Annotated in this window: 15 protein-coding genes; 10 read left to right on the top strand and 5 right to left on the bottom strand. The window is 64.7% G+C overall.

The features are described 5' to 3' along the window. Positions 1-65: 65 nt before the first annotated feature. The 3 genes from odhB to zapE all read right to left on the bottom strand — a co-directional run bounded on the left by odhB (position 66) and on the right by zapE (position 5,865). Positions 66-1,325, bottom strand: coding sequence for a 2-oxoglutarate dehydrogenase complex dihydrolipoyllysine-residue succinyltransferase (odhB, locus tag DV027_RS11030; RefSeq protein ID WP_130731852.1), 1,260 nt, complete (start codon positions 1,323-1,325; stop codon positions 66-68). Between the two features lie 122 nt (positions 1,326-1,447). After that, positions 1,448-4,321, bottom strand: a complete 2,874-nt coding sequence (locus tag DV027_RS11035) for a 2-oxoglutarate dehydrogenase E1 component (RefSeq protein WP_130731853.1) — start codon at positions 4,319-4,321, stop codon at positions 1,448-1,450. A 347-nt stretch (positions 4,322-4,668) separates the two neighbouring features. Then, positions 4,669-5,865, bottom strand: a complete 1,197-nt coding sequence (zapE, locus tag DV027_RS11040) for a cell division protein ZapE (protein WP_130731854.1) — start codon at positions 5,863-5,865, stop codon at positions 4,669-4,671. Positions 5,866-5,985: 120 nt separating this feature from the next. On the opposite strand from zapE, the gene DV027_RS11045 reads away from it, so the two are divergent. The 4 genes from DV027_RS11045 (at position 5,986) to DV027_RS11060 (ending at position 8,104) form a co-directional block, all read left to right on the top strand. Further along, entirely contained in the window at positions 5,986-6,324 is a 339-nt protein-coding gene (locus tag DV027_RS11045) for a carboxymuconolactone decarboxylase family protein (RefSeq protein WP_130731855.1), read from the top strand. Between the two features lie 108 nt (positions 6,325-6,432). Beyond that, entirely contained in the window at positions 6,433-7,077 is a 645-nt protein-coding gene (locus tag DV027_RS11050; RefSeq protein ID WP_130731856.1) for a 2OG-Fe(II) oxygenase, read from the top strand. An 88-nt stretch (positions 7,078-7,165) separates the two neighbouring features. Next, positions 7,166-7,522: a hypothetical protein gene (locus tag DV027_RS11055; protein ID WP_130731857.1), complete on the top strand. Its 357-nt coding sequence runs from the start codon at positions 7,166-7,168 to the stop codon at positions 7,520-7,522. A 51-nt stretch (positions 7,523-7,573) separates the two neighbouring features. Beyond that, complete coding sequence (locus DV027_RS11060) at positions 7,574-8,104, top strand: Spy/CpxP family protein refolding chaperone (protein ID WP_130731858.1); 531 nt, start codon at positions 7,574-7,576, stop codon at positions 8,102-8,104. Positions 8,105-8,256: 152 nt separating this feature from the next. Here the strand turns inward: DV027_RS11060 and zwf are convergent, their stop codons facing one another. Beyond that, positions 8,257-9,801: a glucose-6-phosphate dehydrogenase gene (gene zwf, locus DV027_RS11065; RefSeq protein WP_130731859.1), complete on the bottom strand. Its 1,545-nt coding sequence runs from the start codon at positions 9,799-9,801 to the stop codon at positions 8,257-8,259. Between the two features lie 280 nt (positions 9,802-10,081). On the opposite strand from zwf, the gene DV027_RS11070 reads away from it, so the two are divergent. The 6 genes from DV027_RS11070 to DV027_RS11095 all read left to right on the top strand — a co-directional run bounded on the left by DV027_RS11070 (position 10,082) and on the right by DV027_RS11095 (position 15,646). Then, a complete protein-coding gene (locus DV027_RS11070; protein WP_130731860.1) occupies positions 10,082-11,101 on the top strand; it encodes an aspartate-semialdehyde dehydrogenase in 1,020 nt (339 codons plus the stop codon). Between the two features lie 243 nt (positions 11,102-11,344). Then, entirely contained in the window at positions 11,345-11,737 is a 393-nt protein-coding gene (sdhC, locus tag DV027_RS11075; protein ID WP_082770802.1) for a succinate dehydrogenase, cytochrome b556 subunit, read from the top strand. A gap of 2 nt (positions 11,738-11,739) precedes the next feature. Beyond that, positions 11,740-12,171 carry a succinate dehydrogenase, hydrophobic membrane anchor protein gene (gene sdhD, locus DV027_RS11080; protein WP_061274364.1) on the top strand — a complete coding sequence of 144 codons (432 nt, stop codon included), beginning with the start codon at positions 11,740-11,742 and terminating at the stop codon, positions 12,169-12,171. Between the two features lie 97 nt (positions 12,172-12,268). Then, on the top strand, positions 12,269-14,080 hold the full coding sequence (sdhA, locus tag DV027_RS11085; protein ID WP_130731861.1) for a succinate dehydrogenase flavoprotein subunit: 1,812 nt from the start codon (positions 12,269-12,271) through the stop codon (positions 14,078-14,080). 26 nt (positions 14,081-14,106) lie between these two features. Further along, positions 14,107-14,889, top strand: coding sequence for a succinate dehydrogenase iron-sulfur subunit (locus DV027_RS11090; RefSeq protein WP_130731862.1), 783 nt, complete (start codon positions 14,107-14,109; stop codon positions 14,887-14,889). A gap of 94 nt (positions 14,890-14,983) precedes the next feature. Beyond that, positions 14,984-15,646 carry a tyrosine-protein phosphatase gene (locus tag DV027_RS11095; RefSeq protein ID WP_130731863.1) on the top strand — a complete coding sequence of 221 codons (663 nt, stop codon included), beginning with the start codon at positions 14,984-14,986 and terminating at the stop codon, positions 15,644-15,646. Between the two features lie 118 nt (positions 15,647-15,764). Here the strand turns inward: DV027_RS11095 and DV027_RS11100 are convergent, their stop codons facing one another. Further along, positions 15,765-16,226 (bottom strand): helix-turn-helix domain-containing protein, encoded by a 462-nt coding sequence (locus DV027_RS11100; protein ID WP_130731864.1) that lies wholly within the window; start codon positions 16,224-16,226, stop codon positions 15,765-15,767. Positions 16,227-16,323: the final 97 nt, after the last annotated feature.

Consider the following 16,323-nt stretch of genomic DNA (forward strand, 5'->3'; position numbering starts at 1 on the left):
TGTCAGTCCTGCTTGCTATGCGGTTGCGCGTAGGGGCCGCGACACAGGCGCGGCCCCGGCAGGCATCAGACCTGCAGCAGCAGACGGCGCGGATCTTCCACGTTCTGCTTGACGCGCACAAGGAAGCTGACCGCCTCCTTGCCATCCACGATCCGGTGGTCGTAGGTCAGCGCGATATACATCATCGGGCGGATCACCACCTGCCCGTTCACCGCCACCGGGCGCTCCTGGATGGCATGCATGCCAAGGATGGCCGACTGCGGCGCGTTGATGATGGGCGTGGACATGAGCGAGCCATAGATGCCGCCATTGGTGATCGAGAACGTGCCGCCTGACAGTTCATCAATCTTGAGCGTGCCTTCGCGCGCCTTCTTGCCAAAGCCTGCAATCGCGCTTTCGATCTGGGCAAAGCCCATCTTGTCGGCATCGCGGATCACGGGCACGACCAGCCCGTTGGGGCCACCCACGGCAATGCCGAGGTTGACGAACTCGCGGTAGATCACGTCATCGCCGTCGATCTCGGCGTTGATGGCCGGGAATTCCTGCAACGCCGCAACGACCGCACGGCTGAAGATGGACATGAAGCCCAGCTTCACGCCGTTATGCTTCTTGATGAACAGGTCCTTGTATTCGGCGCGCATCTGCATCACCGCCGACATGTCCACCTCGTTGAAGGTGGTCAGCAGGGCGGCGGTGTTCTGCGCATCCTTGAGGCGGCGGGCGATGGTGCGGCGCAGGCGCGTCATCTTCACGCGCTCTTCACGCGGGTCGTCCTGGCGCGGCGGGCGCGGGGCGGCAGCGGGGGTTGCCGCGCGCGGCTGTGCGAGGAAGCTCTGCACATCACCCTTGGTGATGCGCCCGTCCTTGCCCGTGCCGGTGCCAACCTGTGCTGGCGTTACACCCTGCTCGGCCATGGCCTTGCGCGCGGCGGGGAAAGCCACGTTGGCCGCACCCTGCGCTGCCACATCGGATGGCGGGGTGGCCGGACGGGCCACCGGGCCGGGCGTTGCAGGCTGGGCCTGCACGCCAGCAGGTGCGGCTTCCTTCTTGGGCGCGGGGGCAGCGGCAGCCTTGGGGGCCGCACCACTCCCGGCCTCGATGGTGGAGAGCACGGTGCCCACTTCCACTTCAGCGCCCTCGGGCACCAGCAGCGGGCCAAGCACGCCAGCCTGCGGGGCGGGCACTTCCACGCTGACCTTGTCGGTTTCGAGTTCCACCAACGGGTCATCCTCGTTCACGGCGTCACCCGGCTGCTTGAGCCACTTGGCGATGGTTGCCGTGGTTACGCTTTCACCCAGTGTCGGTACCTTGATCTCGGCGGACATTTCCTGTTTCCCAATCCCTTGGCCACCCCTGCCCCAAGCGGGCTGCGGGGCGGCCCCATTCGTTATCCGGGGATGCAGCCCGAAGGCCGCCCCCATGTTTTGTGTGTTCTACCCAGCCAGTGTCAGGCGCTGACGCCCAGCGCCTTGTTCACCAGCGCCGCCTGCTCGGCCACGTGCACCTTGGCCAGGCCCGTGGCCGGGCTTGCTGCCGCAACCCGCCCCACAAAGGTCGGGCGCGTGCTCTTGTGGCCAATATCGCCCAGCACGCCCTCGATCAGGCGATCGACAAAGGTCCAGCCGCCCATGTTCTCGGGTTCTTCCTGGCACCAGATCACCTTGGCCTGCCTGTAGCGGGCCAGTTCCTCACCCAGCATCTTGGCCGGGAAGGGATAGAACTGCTCGAGGCGCAGGATCGCGACATTGTCGAGCTTGCGCTCGCGGCGCTCGGCCAGCAGGTCATAATAGACCTTGCCCGAGCAGATCACCACGCGGTCCACCTTGTCAGGCGCTGCAATCGGGTCGATCTCGCCAATCACCGGCAGGAAGCGCGTGCCCGGACCGAAATCCTTGAGGTCCGACACCGCCAGCTTGTGGCGCAGCAGGGACTTGGGCGTCATGATGATGAGCGGCTTGCGGTAGTCGAGGAACAGCTGCCGGCGCAGCGCATGGAAGTAGTTGGCCGGCGTGGTGATGTTGCACACCCGCATGTTGTTCTCGGCGCAGAGCTGCAGGTAGCGCTCGAGGCGGGCGGAGGAATGCTCGGGCCCCTGCCCCTCATAACCGTGGGGCAGCAGCATCACGAGGCCCGACATGCGCAGCCACTTGGTCTCGCCCGAGGCGATGAACTGGTCGATAATGACCTGCGCGCCGTTGGCGAAGTCACCGAACTGCGCCTCCCACAGCACCAGCGCGTTGGGGTCGGCCAGCGAGTAGCCGTATTCAAAGCCCAGCACGCCGAATTCGGACAGCAGCGAGTTGTAGATCTCGATCGCGGCCTGATCCTTGGCGATGTTGTTGAGCGGCACGTAGGTGTTCTGGTTCACCTGGTCGATCAGCACCGCGTGGCGCTGGCTGAAGGTGCCGCGCTGGCAGTCCTCGCCCGACAGGCGGACATGGTGCTTGTCGAGCAGCAGCGTGCCGAAGCCCAGCGCCTCGCCCGTGGCCCAGTCGATGCCGCCGCCGGTCTCGAACATCTTCGCCTTGGCCTTGAGCTGGCGGATGATCTTGGGGTTGGCGTTGAAGTCATCAGGCACATGGGCCAGCGATGCACCGACTTCCTTCAGCCGGTCGATGGCGACACCGGTTTCGGGCGCGGGCAGGGTGGTGTCGACCGGCGGCGGCTTGAGGCCCTTCCACGCGCCTTCCAGCCAGTCGGCCTTGTTGGGCTTGTAGCCCTGGGCGGCCTGATAGGCCTGCTCGAGCCTGTTGTGGAAGCCATCCCACTCGGCGGTGACCTCGGCCTCGGTCACCACGCCTTCACGCACCAGGCGGTCGGAATAGAGCGTGCGGATGGTCGGGCGCGCCGCGATGGCCTTGTACATGGTGGGCTGCGTAAATGACGGCTCATCGGACTCGTTATGGCCGTGGCGGCGGTAACCCACGATGTCGAGCACCACGTCGGATGCGAACTTCTGCCGGAACTCGGCGGCAAGGCGCGAACAGTAGATCACCGCCTCCGGCTCGTCGCCATTGACGTGCAGGATCGGCGCCTGCACCGCCTTGGCCACGTCCGTGCAGTACAGGCCCGAGAAAGAATGGACCGAAACGGTGGTGAACCCGATCTGGTTGTTGACCACGACATGGATCGTGCCGCCGGTGCGGTAGCCGATCAGCTGCGACATGGCCAGCGTTTCATACACGATGCCCTGGCCCGCGAATGCCGCGTCGCCATGCAGCAGCACGCCCATGTGGCGGCCACGCTGGTGGGGGTCGTCATCATCCTGTGTTGCGCGCACCTTGCCGATCACGACCGGGTCGACCGCCTCGAGATGCGAGGGGTTGGGCTGGAGCGAGATATGAACGGGGGTGCCGCCAATCTCGACATCGGTGGAGGTGCCGAGATGGTATTTCACATCGCCCGAGCCCTGCACGTCGTCGGGCTTGAAGGATACGCCCGCGAACTCGCTGAAGATGGCGGTGTAGGGCTTGCGCACGATGTTGACGAGCGTGTTCAGCCGCCCGCGATGCGGCATGCCGATGGCCACCGAGCGCACGCCGCCCGAGGCCGCCTGGTCGATGATGGCGTGCAGCGCGGGAATGGTCACGTCCTCGCCCTCGAGGCCGAAGCGCTTGGTGCCGACATAGCGCTTCTGGCAGAAGGACTCGAAGCCCTCCGCCTCGGTCAGCTGCTGCAGGATGACCTTTTTCTGCTCGGGTGTCGCACCCTTGCGCCAGTTGTCGCCCTCAAGCCGGGCCTGCACCCACATGCGCTGCTCGGGGTCCTGGATGTGCATGAACTCCGCGCCGATCGGCCCGCAATAGACCGCGCGCAGGGCATCGAGCACCTGGTTGATGGTGGCGGTGTCCGAGCCGATCAGGCTGGCGACGATGTGGCCAAGATAGATCGGGCGGTCACAATCCTTGGGGCCGAAGCCATAGGTGGCGGGGTCAAGGTCCGCATGGGGCTTGGGCACCTGCAGGCCGAGCGGGTCGAGCCGCGCCTCGAGGTGGCCGCGCACGCGGAAGGCGCGGATGAGCTGGGTCGCGCGCAGGCTGTCATCGGCTGCCGCCTTCAGGCTCTCCGCCGTAACGCCCGCCGCCTTGCCATCCGGCAGGGGGGCCGGTTCATCGCCGGTGATGATATGCGGGCGCGGCGCCCAGGAGGCCCCTTCCGCATCATGAACGATTTCGGAGCCTTCCTCATGCAGCTCCTGGAACAGGGAGGCAAAGGAAGGATCGACGCTGTTGGGATCGGCCACCCAGCGCGCATACAACTCGGCCAGATAGGCCGTATTGGCGCCGCTGAATGCGGTCGAAAGAATATCTACGCCCGCCATATTGAAGACATCTCCTCGCTGGCGGCCTTTGTGGCCGCGCTATTTCCGGATCCGGCCTGAAACGGCAGCCGGTCCGATTTGTATCGCTACCCTAGCCGCACCCTTGCCGGGATGCCGCCATCATTCATCAGGATCAGGTCTGCTTGCCGCGCATACTGACATTTTCGTGCCTGACCCCACGGTGGCGGGACGGGGCGCTGCAAAACATCGCTCTGCGCGGCACGGCTCCCGGCTGATGCGAACTTGCCCATACCCAAGCAAAGACCGCACGCCTTGCCTACCGCCCCGGCAGTCACACCACCGCCATAACCGTCACGATGGCGTGACCCTTCGGCCGTTTTTGCCCATCATGCGTTGAGGTGCGGCAGCTGCATGTAGGCCGCACTCTGCATCTCCTCGAGCCGCGAGGCCGTGCGCTCGAACGCGGTCGCCCCCTGCCCCTTGGCGTAAATGGCGTCGGGCCGGTCCTCGGCCGAGGCAAACAGCTTGACGTTCTGTTCGTACAGCGTGTCGATCAGCACGATGAAGCGCCGCGCCTCGTCAAAATTGTCCGGCCCCATGCGCGGCACGCCATCAAGCACGAGGTTGGGGAAGCGCGTGGCCAGTGCCAGGTAATCGCCCGCGCCGAGCGGCCTGCCGCACAGCTCGGCAAAGCTGAACCGTGCAACAGGGCCTGCGGCGCGCGTCACGTTCAGGGTGCGGCCCATGATGTCGAGCGCGACAGGCGCCACCGGCGCGCCATCGGCCAGCCGGGCAAAGATCGAGTCGAGTTCCTTCGTCGCCGCCGCATCGACGGGGATGATCCATGTCTGCATGCCGCGCGCGTTGCCGCGGCGGTAATCACGCGGGGAATCGAGGATGACGGTATCGACCTCCTTGAGGATCGCGGCGATGAACGGCTTGAACGCATCGGCGCCGGGGCGGTCCTGAAACAGGTCCTCGGGCTTTGTGTTGGATGTGGCCACCACCACCACGCCATCGGCGAACAGGTAGTCGAACAGGCGGCCAAGGATCATGGCGTCCGCGATGTCATTGACCTGGAATTCATCAAAGCACAGCAGCCACGCCTCCTGCGCGATCTGGCGGGCAAGCGGCGGGATGGGGTCGGACAGGGAGGGGTCGGCTTCCTTCATGTCATGCAGGCGCTGGTGCACATCTTGCATGAAGCGGTGGAAATGCACCCGGCGCTTGTGCTCGACCGGGGCGAGGCTGAAGAACAGGTCCATCAGCATGGTTTTGCCACGCCCCACCTGCCCCACCATGTACACGCCACGCGGCCGGGCCTGTTCATGAGCCGGGCGGGCGAGGCCGAGCCGCGCCCTGAGCCCGCCCAGCCAGCCACTCGCGGGCGGGGTGGACTGGACCACCGGGTGGTAGTCACGCAGTTCGCGCCAGAGCTGGTCGAGCCTGCGGGCGGCTTTTTCCTGCTCGGGGTCGCGATCCAGACGGCCTGAAGCCACGCGGGCCTCATAGGCGGCGAAGGGGCCTGTGCCTGCGGGCTGCGCCGCAGCGGACAGGCGGGCGGGTGCGATATCGGTATTCATGATATTTTGGCGATAGTCCGTTAAAAAAGGCCCAGCAAGGCCCCGATCTCGCCAAACTGTGTCATGACAGGGGTTCTCTCCATCTGGTGAACTCAAACCCTACCAGATGGAGGATTTGTGATGACTGACTGGAACGCCTACCGCGCCCATCTTGGCGAGTCCATCGGCGCGTTCGCCACCCTCTCGCCCGGCACGCTCAAGGGACTCCAGACCCTCGACCGCGCCGCCGCCGAAACCGGCCACCTCGATGCCAAGACCCGTGAACTCATCGCGCTGGCCGTGGCCGTGACCACGCGGTGCGACGGGTGCATTTCCGTCCACTCCACCGCGGCGGTAAAGGCCGGCGCCACAAAGGCGGAAATTGCCGAGGCGCTGGGCGTTGCCGTGGCGCTGAACGCGGGGGCCGCCGTGGTCTATTCCAGCCGCGTGCTTGATGCGGTGGATACGGTCAAGGTCTGACCTGCGCGATCACTTGCGGGTGAAGGCAACTGGCCCTAGTCTGGCACGTATTGGTTTACCGGCCCCGGTTGCCGGGGCCACTTTCACCCGCGTGCTTGCAGAGATGGCATGATCCAACCCGTCACCCCCGACTATGCAGCACTTGAGGCGACGCCGGTCGCAACAGCACCCTTCGCCCATGTGGTGGTGCCGCATTTCATCACGCCGCCCGACCTGCGCGCCTTGGCCACGAGCCTGCCCGCCATCCGCTCGGGCGGGTCGTTCCCGCCTGCGGCCCTCAGCCTCTCACCGCTCATGGCGGGGCTGGTGGCCGAGCTGGAAGGGCCGCGCCTGCGCGCGCTCATCGCCGCCAAATTCAACCTCGACCTGGATGCCGCCCCCACCATGCTCACCCTGCGCGGGCGCACGCGGGCCAAGGACGGGCGCATCCACCGCGATTCCGACAGCAAGCGCGTGACCGTGCTGCTGTACCTCAACGCTGCCGACGAGGCCGCCTGGGCCCGGCATGAAGGCTGCCTGCGCCTTTTGCGCAATGGACACGACCTGGAGGATTTCGCCGCCGAGATCCCGCCGGTCAATGGCACGCTGCTCATCTTTCCCAACGGGCCGGACACATGGCATGGGCACCGGCAGTATGTCGGCCCACGCCATACAATCCAGCTCAATTACATGACCAATGACACCCGCGCACGCAACGAACTGCGCCGCCACCGGTTATCCGCCCTGACCAAGCGGTTGCCCTGGGTGGCCTGAACACGGCCCGGGCCATTGTTTCGCCACGCGGGGCGCCTATCATGCTCCTGTTCTTCGCCTTCACGTCATGCCGAGGTACTCAAAGCCCATGAAGCTGCGTAAACTCACTGCTTCCCTCCTGTCAGCCAGCTTCGCCCTTGGCCTGCTGGCCACCGCCATGGCTGCGGCCCATGCCCAGCCCTGGCACGGCGGCCCGCGCGGTCCCGGCCCCGGCTGGCATGGCGGCCCGCCCCGTGGCGGCTGGCATGGTGGTGGTGGCTACCGCCGTGGCGGTGGTGGCGCGGGGCTTGCCGTAGGCAGCGGCATTGCCGGCCTTGCGGTTGGCGCCATGCTGGGCAGCGCACTTGCCGAACGGGGCGCCGCCCCGCCGCCGCCCGCCTATTATCCGGCCCCCCCTCCGCCGCCCCCGCCCCCGGCCTACTACCCGTATGGCGGCGGTTACTGACCGCCTGACATCCCACGCACCTGATCTCTCCCGCGAAGGAAAATACACAACATGATGTTCCGCCGGTTTCTCCCCGCTGCCGCCCTCATGATGCTGCCCGCCATGGCCATGGCCGCCGACGCGCAGCCCGCAACCCCCGCAGCGCAGGGCACGCCCAACACGACCGCATCGCTCGCCCACACCCCGCGCGACCCGGCCCCCGATGAGGTCGAGGCCCACATCAAGGCCCTGCATGACGAACTGGGAATCACCAAAAAACAGGAAACGCTCTGGACGCCGTTCGCGCAGGACATGATGGACAACGCCCAGCGCCTGCATGACGCCATCGAGGCGCGCCGCGAAAAGCTGCCCAAGATGAACGCGGTGGAAAACATGCAGTCCTATGCCGACCTCGTGGCCGAGCGCGCGCATGACATGCAGACGCTGAACAGCGCGTTTGCACCGCTTTATGGCAGCTTCTCCAAAAAGCAGCGCAAGCATGCCGATACCCTGTTCGTGCAGGGCGACAGCGAGCATGCCGAGAAGCAGCAGGAGCGTGCCGCCGCAACGCAGGGCGCAACAGCAGCCCCCGCCGCGCAGTAACCAACTGCGCCAAAGGCATTAAAAAAAGCCCGCACCATGATGGTGCGGGCTTTTTTGTTAAGTGAAAAAATTTTTGGTGAAGCTTTTCTCAAAAAGCTTCGAAAGAACGCCGCCTTTTTGAAAAAAGGCGGCACCCGGAAACTTCTGTTCTTTCAGGCTTTGTCCAGCGGGTACCAGGCCCGTCCGTCACGTGCCAGCAGCGCATCCGCGCCCCTGGGGCCGGTGGTGCCAGCTTCATACAGTTCGGGGCCGGTGCTGTCCTGCGCCCAGGCCTGCAGGACCGGATCGACCGCCTTCCACGCCGCCTCGATATTGTCGGCGCGCTGGAACAGGGTCTCATCCCCCATCAGGCAGTCATAGAGCAGGGTCTCGTAACCCACGTTGGGTGACTTGGCGAACACGTCCTCGTAGCGGAAGCGGGCCTGCACGTCGGTCAGGTCCATTTCCGGCCCCGGCTTCTTGGCGCCGAGCTCCACCGTCAGCCCCTGTGCGGGCTGGATGTTGAGGATGATGCGGTTGGGCGGCAGGTTCTCGGTCTCGGTATCACGGAACATCAGCATCGGCGGCTTGCGGAACTGCACCACCACCTCCGTGCGTCGGCCGCCCAGCCCCTTGCCGGTGCGCAGGTAGAACGGCACGCCCGCCCAGCGCCAGTTATCGACATGCAGCTTGAGCGCCACATAGGTCTCGGTATTGCTGTGGGGCGAAACACCGGGGCTTTCGCGGTAGCCCACCATGGGCTTGCCCTCCACTGTGCCGGCTGCGTACTGGCCGCGCACGGCGTCCTCCGGGGCGATGGGGGTCACGGCCTCGAACAGCTGCTCCTTGGCGTTGCGCACGCTCTCGGCATCAAAGGTGTTGGGCGGCTCCATCGCCACCATGGCGAAAAGCTGGAACAGGTGGTTGGGCACCATGTCGCGCAACGCGCCGGTGGGCTCATAGAACGCGCCGCGCTGCTCCACGCCAATGGTCTCGGCAGCGGTGATCTCGATATGGTCGACATATTCGTTGCGCCACAGCGGCTCGAAAATCAGGTTGCCGAATCGCATGGCGAGAATGTTCTGCACCGTCTCCTTGCCCAGGAAATGGTCGATGCGGAACACCTGCGACTCGTCAAGCACCGACAGCACGCGGCGGTTGAGTTCCCTGGCCGAAGCAAGGTCCGAGCCAAACGGCTTTTCAATCACCACCCGGCGGAAGGCGCCATCCTTCTGCGCCACGACTCCGGCAGCGCCCAGCGTTTCCACCACGGTGGCGAAAAAGCGCGAGGGGATGGCAAGGTAGAAGATGGCATTGGCGGGCAGTTTTTCACCAAGCGCGCGGATGGCGGCCACGTCACTGAAATCCGCCTTCACGTATTCCAGCCGCTGGGCCAGCCAGTCCCACTGCGCGGCATTGATGCTGGCGGGGTGGAATTCGGCATTGGGGTCGTGGGTGAAGGACTGCATCATTGCATTCAGCCCGTCGCGCCACGCCGCCGTGGTGCTGTCCACCCTGTCCACCCCGATCACGCGGAAATCCGGGTGCAGCAGGCCGCTGCCCACCAGGTTGTACAGCGCGGGCATGAGCAGCCGCTTGGTCAGGTCGCCATGCGCGCCGAATATGACCAGCGTGCACGGCGGCGCACGGTGCGCGCCCGCAGGGGTGACCGGGCGCACCGGGGCGGGCGTTGCGGGAATATCAGTTGATGGGGCCATGATCTCTTTAACCGTCCTTGCCTGCGCGGCCGCGGGGCAGGCCACAAAGGCCCCCACGCACGGGCGCGATGGGTCAAGCGTGCCTCGGGCACGCGGTACGCCACAACACCTATCATCGCATGGAACCCGCCACCTTGACCTGCCCCCGATTCGATTCCCCCGTTCGGGGCGGCACAGGTTGCTTGCACGTTGGCGATACAGGCTCTAGGTGTCCCTACAGTGACGGAAAACGGCCCGTTCCGCGCGAATGGACCGGCATGACAGGACAGGAAAGAAGATTATGGGTTACCGCGTTGCGGTGGTGGGCGCCACCGGTGCTGTGGGGCGCGAAATCCTCAAGACTCTGGCCGAGCGCCAGTTCCCTGTGGATGAGATCGTGGCCCTCGCCTCCGCCCGCTCGGCGGGCAAGGAAGTCTCGTTTGGCGACAAAAAAGTGCTCAAGGTGCAGAACCTCGAGACCTTCGACTTCACCGGCTGGGATGTCGCCCTTTTCTCGCCCGGCGGCGCGGTCTCGGCCGTGCACGCGCCGCGCGCGGCCAAGGCGGGCTGCATCGTGATCGACAACACATCCCACTTCCGCATGGAACCGGATGTGCCGCTCGTGGTGCCCGAGGTCAATCCCAACGATGTGAAGAAGGCGAAGCGCGGCATCATTGCCAACCCGAACTGCTCGACCATCCAGATGGTGGTGGCGCTCAAGCCGCTGCACGACCTGTTCACAATCAGGCGCGTGGTGGTGGCCACCTACCAGGCGGTTGCGGGGGCTGGCAAGAGCGGCATGGACGAGCTGTTCAACCAGGCGCGTGGCAGCCTTGTGGGCGACCCGATCAAGGCCGAGCAGTTCACCAAGCAGATCGCGTTCAACTGCATTCCGCACATCGACCGTTTCATGGATGACGGGGCGACGAAGGAAGAGTGGAAGATGACGGTCGAGACCCGCAAGATCCTCGACCCCGACATCGCGGTTTTCGCCACCTGCGTGCGGGTGCCGGTATTCATTGGCCATGCCGAGGCCATTACCGTGGAATTCGAGGAACCCGTTGATCTTGCACGCGCCCGCGAGGCCCTGCGCGAGGCGCCGGGCGTGGTGCTGCACGACAAGCGCGAGGATGGCGGCTACGCCACCCCGCTCGAGATCGTGGGCGAGGATGCGACCTATGTCTCGCGCCTGCGCATCGACCCCACCGTGCCCAACGGACTCGGCTTCTGGTGTGTTGCCGACAACCTGCGCAAGGGCGCTGCCCTGAACGCGGTGCAGATTGCCGAGACCATGGTTGCCCTCGACCTGCTCGGGCACTGAAGCACAGGTCTTTGGTGGCGGTGCAGCGCGGCTGTACCGCCACCATGGCGGGGGCTGGGTCTCTCAACCTCGTGTTCCCTGCCTGCGTTGACCCCGCCCGCCGCGCGGCGTAGGACCGAATTCAGACAAGGCGACGGAACAAACCGAAGCCATAACAGGGAAATTGACGAGACGACCATGCAGGATGTCCGTGATGCGCTCTATGTAGGGCAGCGAAGCGACGGAACTCTGACCAGGCGGCCTATGTCCCCACACCTCCAGGTCTACCGCTTCCGTCTTTCCATGTTCCTTTCAATCGCGAACCGCGCCGCCGGTGTCGCCGCCGCAGGCGGTTCGGCACTTGGCCTGTGCTGGATCAGCGCGGCGGCAAAGGGACCCAAATCTTTCAAGAAGGTCCAGAAAGTGACCGGCAACCCGCTCGGCCAGATGCTGATGGCAGGCTGGGCGCTGGCTCTGGTCTACCACTTCGTGGCGGGGCTGCGCCATCTGGCGTGGGATAGCGGCTATCGCTTCTCCAAAAAGGAAATCAACGAGGATGGTCCGGTTGCCGTGGGTGTCACGGTCGGCACCACGCTGGCCCTCGTCGCCGGTATCGTTGGCGTTGCGATCTGTCGCTCCCGCAAGAAGGCATCCTGACCATGAGCAATCCAAAGAAGCCACATGTCACGGTCATGCGCTCGCAGCTTTCGCGCGCGCGCGGGCTGGGTTCGGGGCAGGCCGGTGTCGGCCACTGGTGGGCCGAGCGCGCCTCGGCGGTGGCCCTCGTGCCGCTTTCGGGCTGGTTCGTGATCCAGGTGTTCCGCCTGGCTGGCGCATCCCAGCCGGAAGTGGCGAAGTGGGGGGCACGCCCCTTCAACACCACCATGATGCTGTCGCTGGTGATCCTGACCTTCTATCACACCCAGCTCGGGCTGCAGGTCATCATTGATGACTATGTGCACGGCAAGGCGCACCTGCCTGCCGGGCTGCTGATGAAGGGGATCGTCTTCCTTCTGGGTCTGTTCGGCGCCGTTTCGGTACTGAAGCTGGCGCTCGCCGGCAGCAGCCGGAGCACGATTGCCGCGGGCTGAGCCCCGCGCCATTGCCTGAGCAGAACATGACATTCGCGGACCGGCGGGCCGCACTTCCGGCTGGCCGTCCGAACGAGCATCGGGACACGTCCAAGACATGAACGCGACCACTTCACCACTCACCGGCTCCTACAGGATCGTTGACCACGCATATGACGTGGTTGTCGTAGGCGCTGGTGGCTCCGGCCTTCGGGCCACGCTGGGCATGGGGGCTGCTGGCCTCAAGACCGCCTGCGTGACCAAGGTTTTCCCCACACGCAGCCACACCGTTGCAGCCCAGGGCGGCATTGGTGCATCGCTTGGCAACATGGCCGAGGATAACTGGCGCTGGCACATGTACGACACCGTAAAGGGGTCGGACTGGCTGGGCGACCAGGACGCCATCGAATACATGTGCCGCGAGGCCGTGCCTGCCGTGCAGGAACTCGAGCACATGGGCGTGCCGTTTTCACGCACGGAAGATGGCAAGATCTACCAGCGCCCCTTCGGTGGCCACATGCGCAACTATGGCGAGGCCCCCGTGCCCCGCGCCTGCGCCGCCGCCGACCGCACGGGCCATGCCATCCTGCACACGCTGTACCAGCAGTGCCTGAAGCATAACGTCGAATTCTTTGTCGAATACTTCGCCATCGACCTGATCATGGATGAGGAAGGCGCCTGCCGTGGCGTAATGGCCTGGTGCCTTGAAGATGGCACGCTGCACCGCTTCCGCGCGCAGAAGGTGGTGCTGGCCACCGGCGGCTATGGCCGCGCCTACCATTCATGCACCTCGGCCCATACCTGCACCGGCGATGGCGGCGGCATGGCGATCCGTGCGGGCATTCCCATGCAGGACATGGAGTTCGTGCAGTTCCACCCCACCGGCATCTTCCCCGCAGGCTGCCTGCTGACGGAAGGCTGCCGTGGCGAGGGTGGCTACCTCACCAACTCCAAGGGCGAGCGCTTCATGGAGCGTTACGCGCCCACCGCCAAGGACCTCGCCTCGCGCGATGTGGTCTCGCGCGCCATGACCATCGAGATCAACGAGGGGCGTGGCTGCGGGCCGGAGAAGAACTACATCATGCTCCATCTCGAGCATCTTGGCCCCGAGATCCTGCATGAGCGCCTGCCCGGCATTTCCGAGACGGCGCGCATCTTCGCGGGCATCGACGTGACCAAGGAGCCGGTGCCGGTCCTGCCCACGGTGCACTACAACATGGGTGGCATCCCCACCAACTACCATGGCGAGGTCATCCGCCCCACGGCTGATGATGTCGATGCGGTGGTGCCCGGCCTGATGGCCGTGGGTGAAGCGGCCTGCGTGTCCGTGCATGGCGCCAACCGCCTTGGCACCAACTCGCTGCTCGACCTTGTGGTGTTTGGCCGCGCCGCTGCCCAGCGCGCCGCCGCCACCATCAAGAGCGAGGAAGTGATCCGGCCGCTGCCCGAGGGTGCTGGCGAAGCCGCCATCGCACGCTTTGACAGGCTGCGCTACGCCAAGGGCAAGACCCACGTGGCCGACATGCGCTCCAAGCTGCAGCGCACCATGCAGAAGCACGCCGCCGTGTTCCGCAACACCGAGAGCCTGGCGCAGGGTGTGGAGAAGATAAAGGAAATCTGGTCGGAACTGCCCGACATCTCGATCAACGACCGCTCGCTGATCTGGAACAGTGACCTGATGGAAGCGCTCGAGTTCGAGAACCTGCTCGCCAACGCCACCGTGACCATGGCTGGCGCCGATGCCCGCCACGAAAGCCGCGGCGCGCAGGCGCATGACGATTACCCCGATCGTGATGACAAGAACTGGATGAAGCACACCGTCGCCCACATGACCGACGCGGGCGATGTCACGCTGAGCTACCGCCCCGTGCACATGAAAACGCTGACCGACGATGTGCAGGTCTTCCCCCCCAAGAAGCGCGTCTACTGACGTAACGGCGGAAAAGGAACGAGACGATGGTCGAATTCAGACTGCCAAAGAACAGCACGGTGGGCAAAGGCCGCATTTTCACGGCCGCTCCCGGTGCCTCCAATGTCAAGAACTTCCGGATCTATCGCTGGAGCCCGGATGATGACAGCAACCCCGTGGTCGATACCTACGAGATCGACCTCGACAAGATCGGCCCGATGGTGCTCGATGCGCTGATCCACATCAAGAACGATGTGGACTCCACGCTCACCTTCCGCCGCTCGTGCCGTGAAGGCATCTGCGGGTCGTGCGCGATGAACATCGCGGGCGAGAACACGCTGGCCTGCCTCAAGCCCATCCGCGACATCGAGGGCGATGTCGCCATCTACCCGCTGCCGCACATGCCGGTCATCAAGGATCTGGTGCCCGACCTTGATGGCGCCTATGCCCAGCTACGCTCGATCGACCCGTGGCTGAAATCCGACACGGCACCGCCGCCGGATTCCGAGCGCCGCCAGAGCATTGAGGAACGCGCCGAGCTGGATGGCATGTGGGAGTGCATCCTGTGCTTCTGCTGTTCCACCTCGTGCCCGTCCTACTGGTGGAATGGCGATCGCTACCTTGGCCCGGCAACGCTGCTGGCGGCCTACCGCTGGATTGCCGACAGCCGCGACGAGCATGCGGGCGACCGGCTTGATGCGCTGGAAGATCCGCTCAAGCTCTATGCCTGCCGCACGATCATGAACTGCACCCAGACCTGCCCAAAGGGCCTGAACCCCGCCAAGGCGATTGGCCGGATCAAGGAACTGCAGCTCGAACGCAAGGCATAGCCCCTACCCCTTCATTCCTGATTGACGTGGAAAGCGCTGGATGTGAAAAATCCAGCGCTTTTTTCGTCTCCACCCACCTGAAAGGACAAGGCCGGTGTTTGAGGGAAACCTGTCCACCCCCGCTGGCCGAAGCCGTGCGTGGATCGATAGCCTGTTTGTTGACCATGCCATTTTGCGCCAGACCTGGACCAACTTCCGCACGGTCATTCCCGGCCGGGTCTATCGCTGCAACCACCCAACCCCGTGGCGCCTGCGGCTGGCCACGCGCAGGCTGGGCCTGAAAACGCTGGTCAACCTGCGCGGGCACCGCAAATGTGGCTCCGATGCGCTGTCACGCGAGGCGGCGCACGCCCTTGGCCTGCGCCATATCGACATGGCATTCGAAAGCCGCAACGCCCCGCACCGCGACCGCATCGAGCGCTTCGAGCGGATTTACCGCGATATCCGCTTTCCCATGCTCATGCACTGCAAGTCGGGTGCTGACCGCACCGGGCTTGCAGCAGGGCTGGTCATCCTGTTCGAGGGCGGCACGGCGCAGCAGGCGCTACGCCAGCTTTCATGGAAGAACGGGCATTTCAATTCATCCCGCACTGGCGTGCTGGATGCCTTCTTCCTGCGCTATCAGGCGGAGGCGGAAGGGCGCATGCCCTTCATGGACTGGGTGCGCACGGAATATGACGAAGACCGCCTGCGCCACGACTTCCGCGCCGGCAAAATCGCATCCTTCATGACCGATCAGGTGCTGCGACGCGAATGAAAGCATGGGACGCCAGCCATCGTAAAAAAGTTCCTGGCGCGGCTTTTTTCAAAAAGCTTAAAGAACGCCGCCTCTTTCAAAACGGACGGCACCCAACAATTTTCTCATGATGGCAGGCTTACGCCCCCATGGAGCGTACAAGGTCGAGCACGCGGCGGCGCGTGCCGCTATCCTCGATTCCGTAATAGGCGCGCACCAGGTCGATCGTCTCGCGGCGCGACAGCAGGGCGAGATCATCGGCAGGCATCTCCCCCCTGCCTTCTTCCTTCATGGCAGGGATCGGGGCCACGCAGGCCGCCGGTTCAGCCATGCCAGCGACTTCATCCGCACTGCCATCGTGTTCCATGCCACGATCGGGCAGGCCATCAAAAAAGAAGGCCACCGGCACGTCGAGCACGCAGGCAAGATCATACAGCCGTGACGCACCAACACGGTTGCGACCACGCTCGTATTTCTGCACCTGCTGAAATGTGAGGCCAAGGGCATTGCCCAACCGCTCCTGTGACATGCCAAGCAGGGTGCGGCGCAGGCGGATACGGTTGCCAACATGCACATCCACCGGGTTGGACGCAGCAGCCATTTTCCCGATCACAGTAATAGCTGTGAGTGCTGGTTGTAATCTCCCCAAATGTGCTGGTTGAAAATTCCCCAGTTTGAGAACTGTGCGTGATCGTCAT

The organism is Komagataeibacter xylinus, from assembly GCF_004302915.1.
Taxonomy (GTDB): Bacteria; Pseudomonadota; Alphaproteobacteria; order Acetobacterales; family Acetobacteraceae; genus Komagataeibacter; species Komagataeibacter xylinus_C.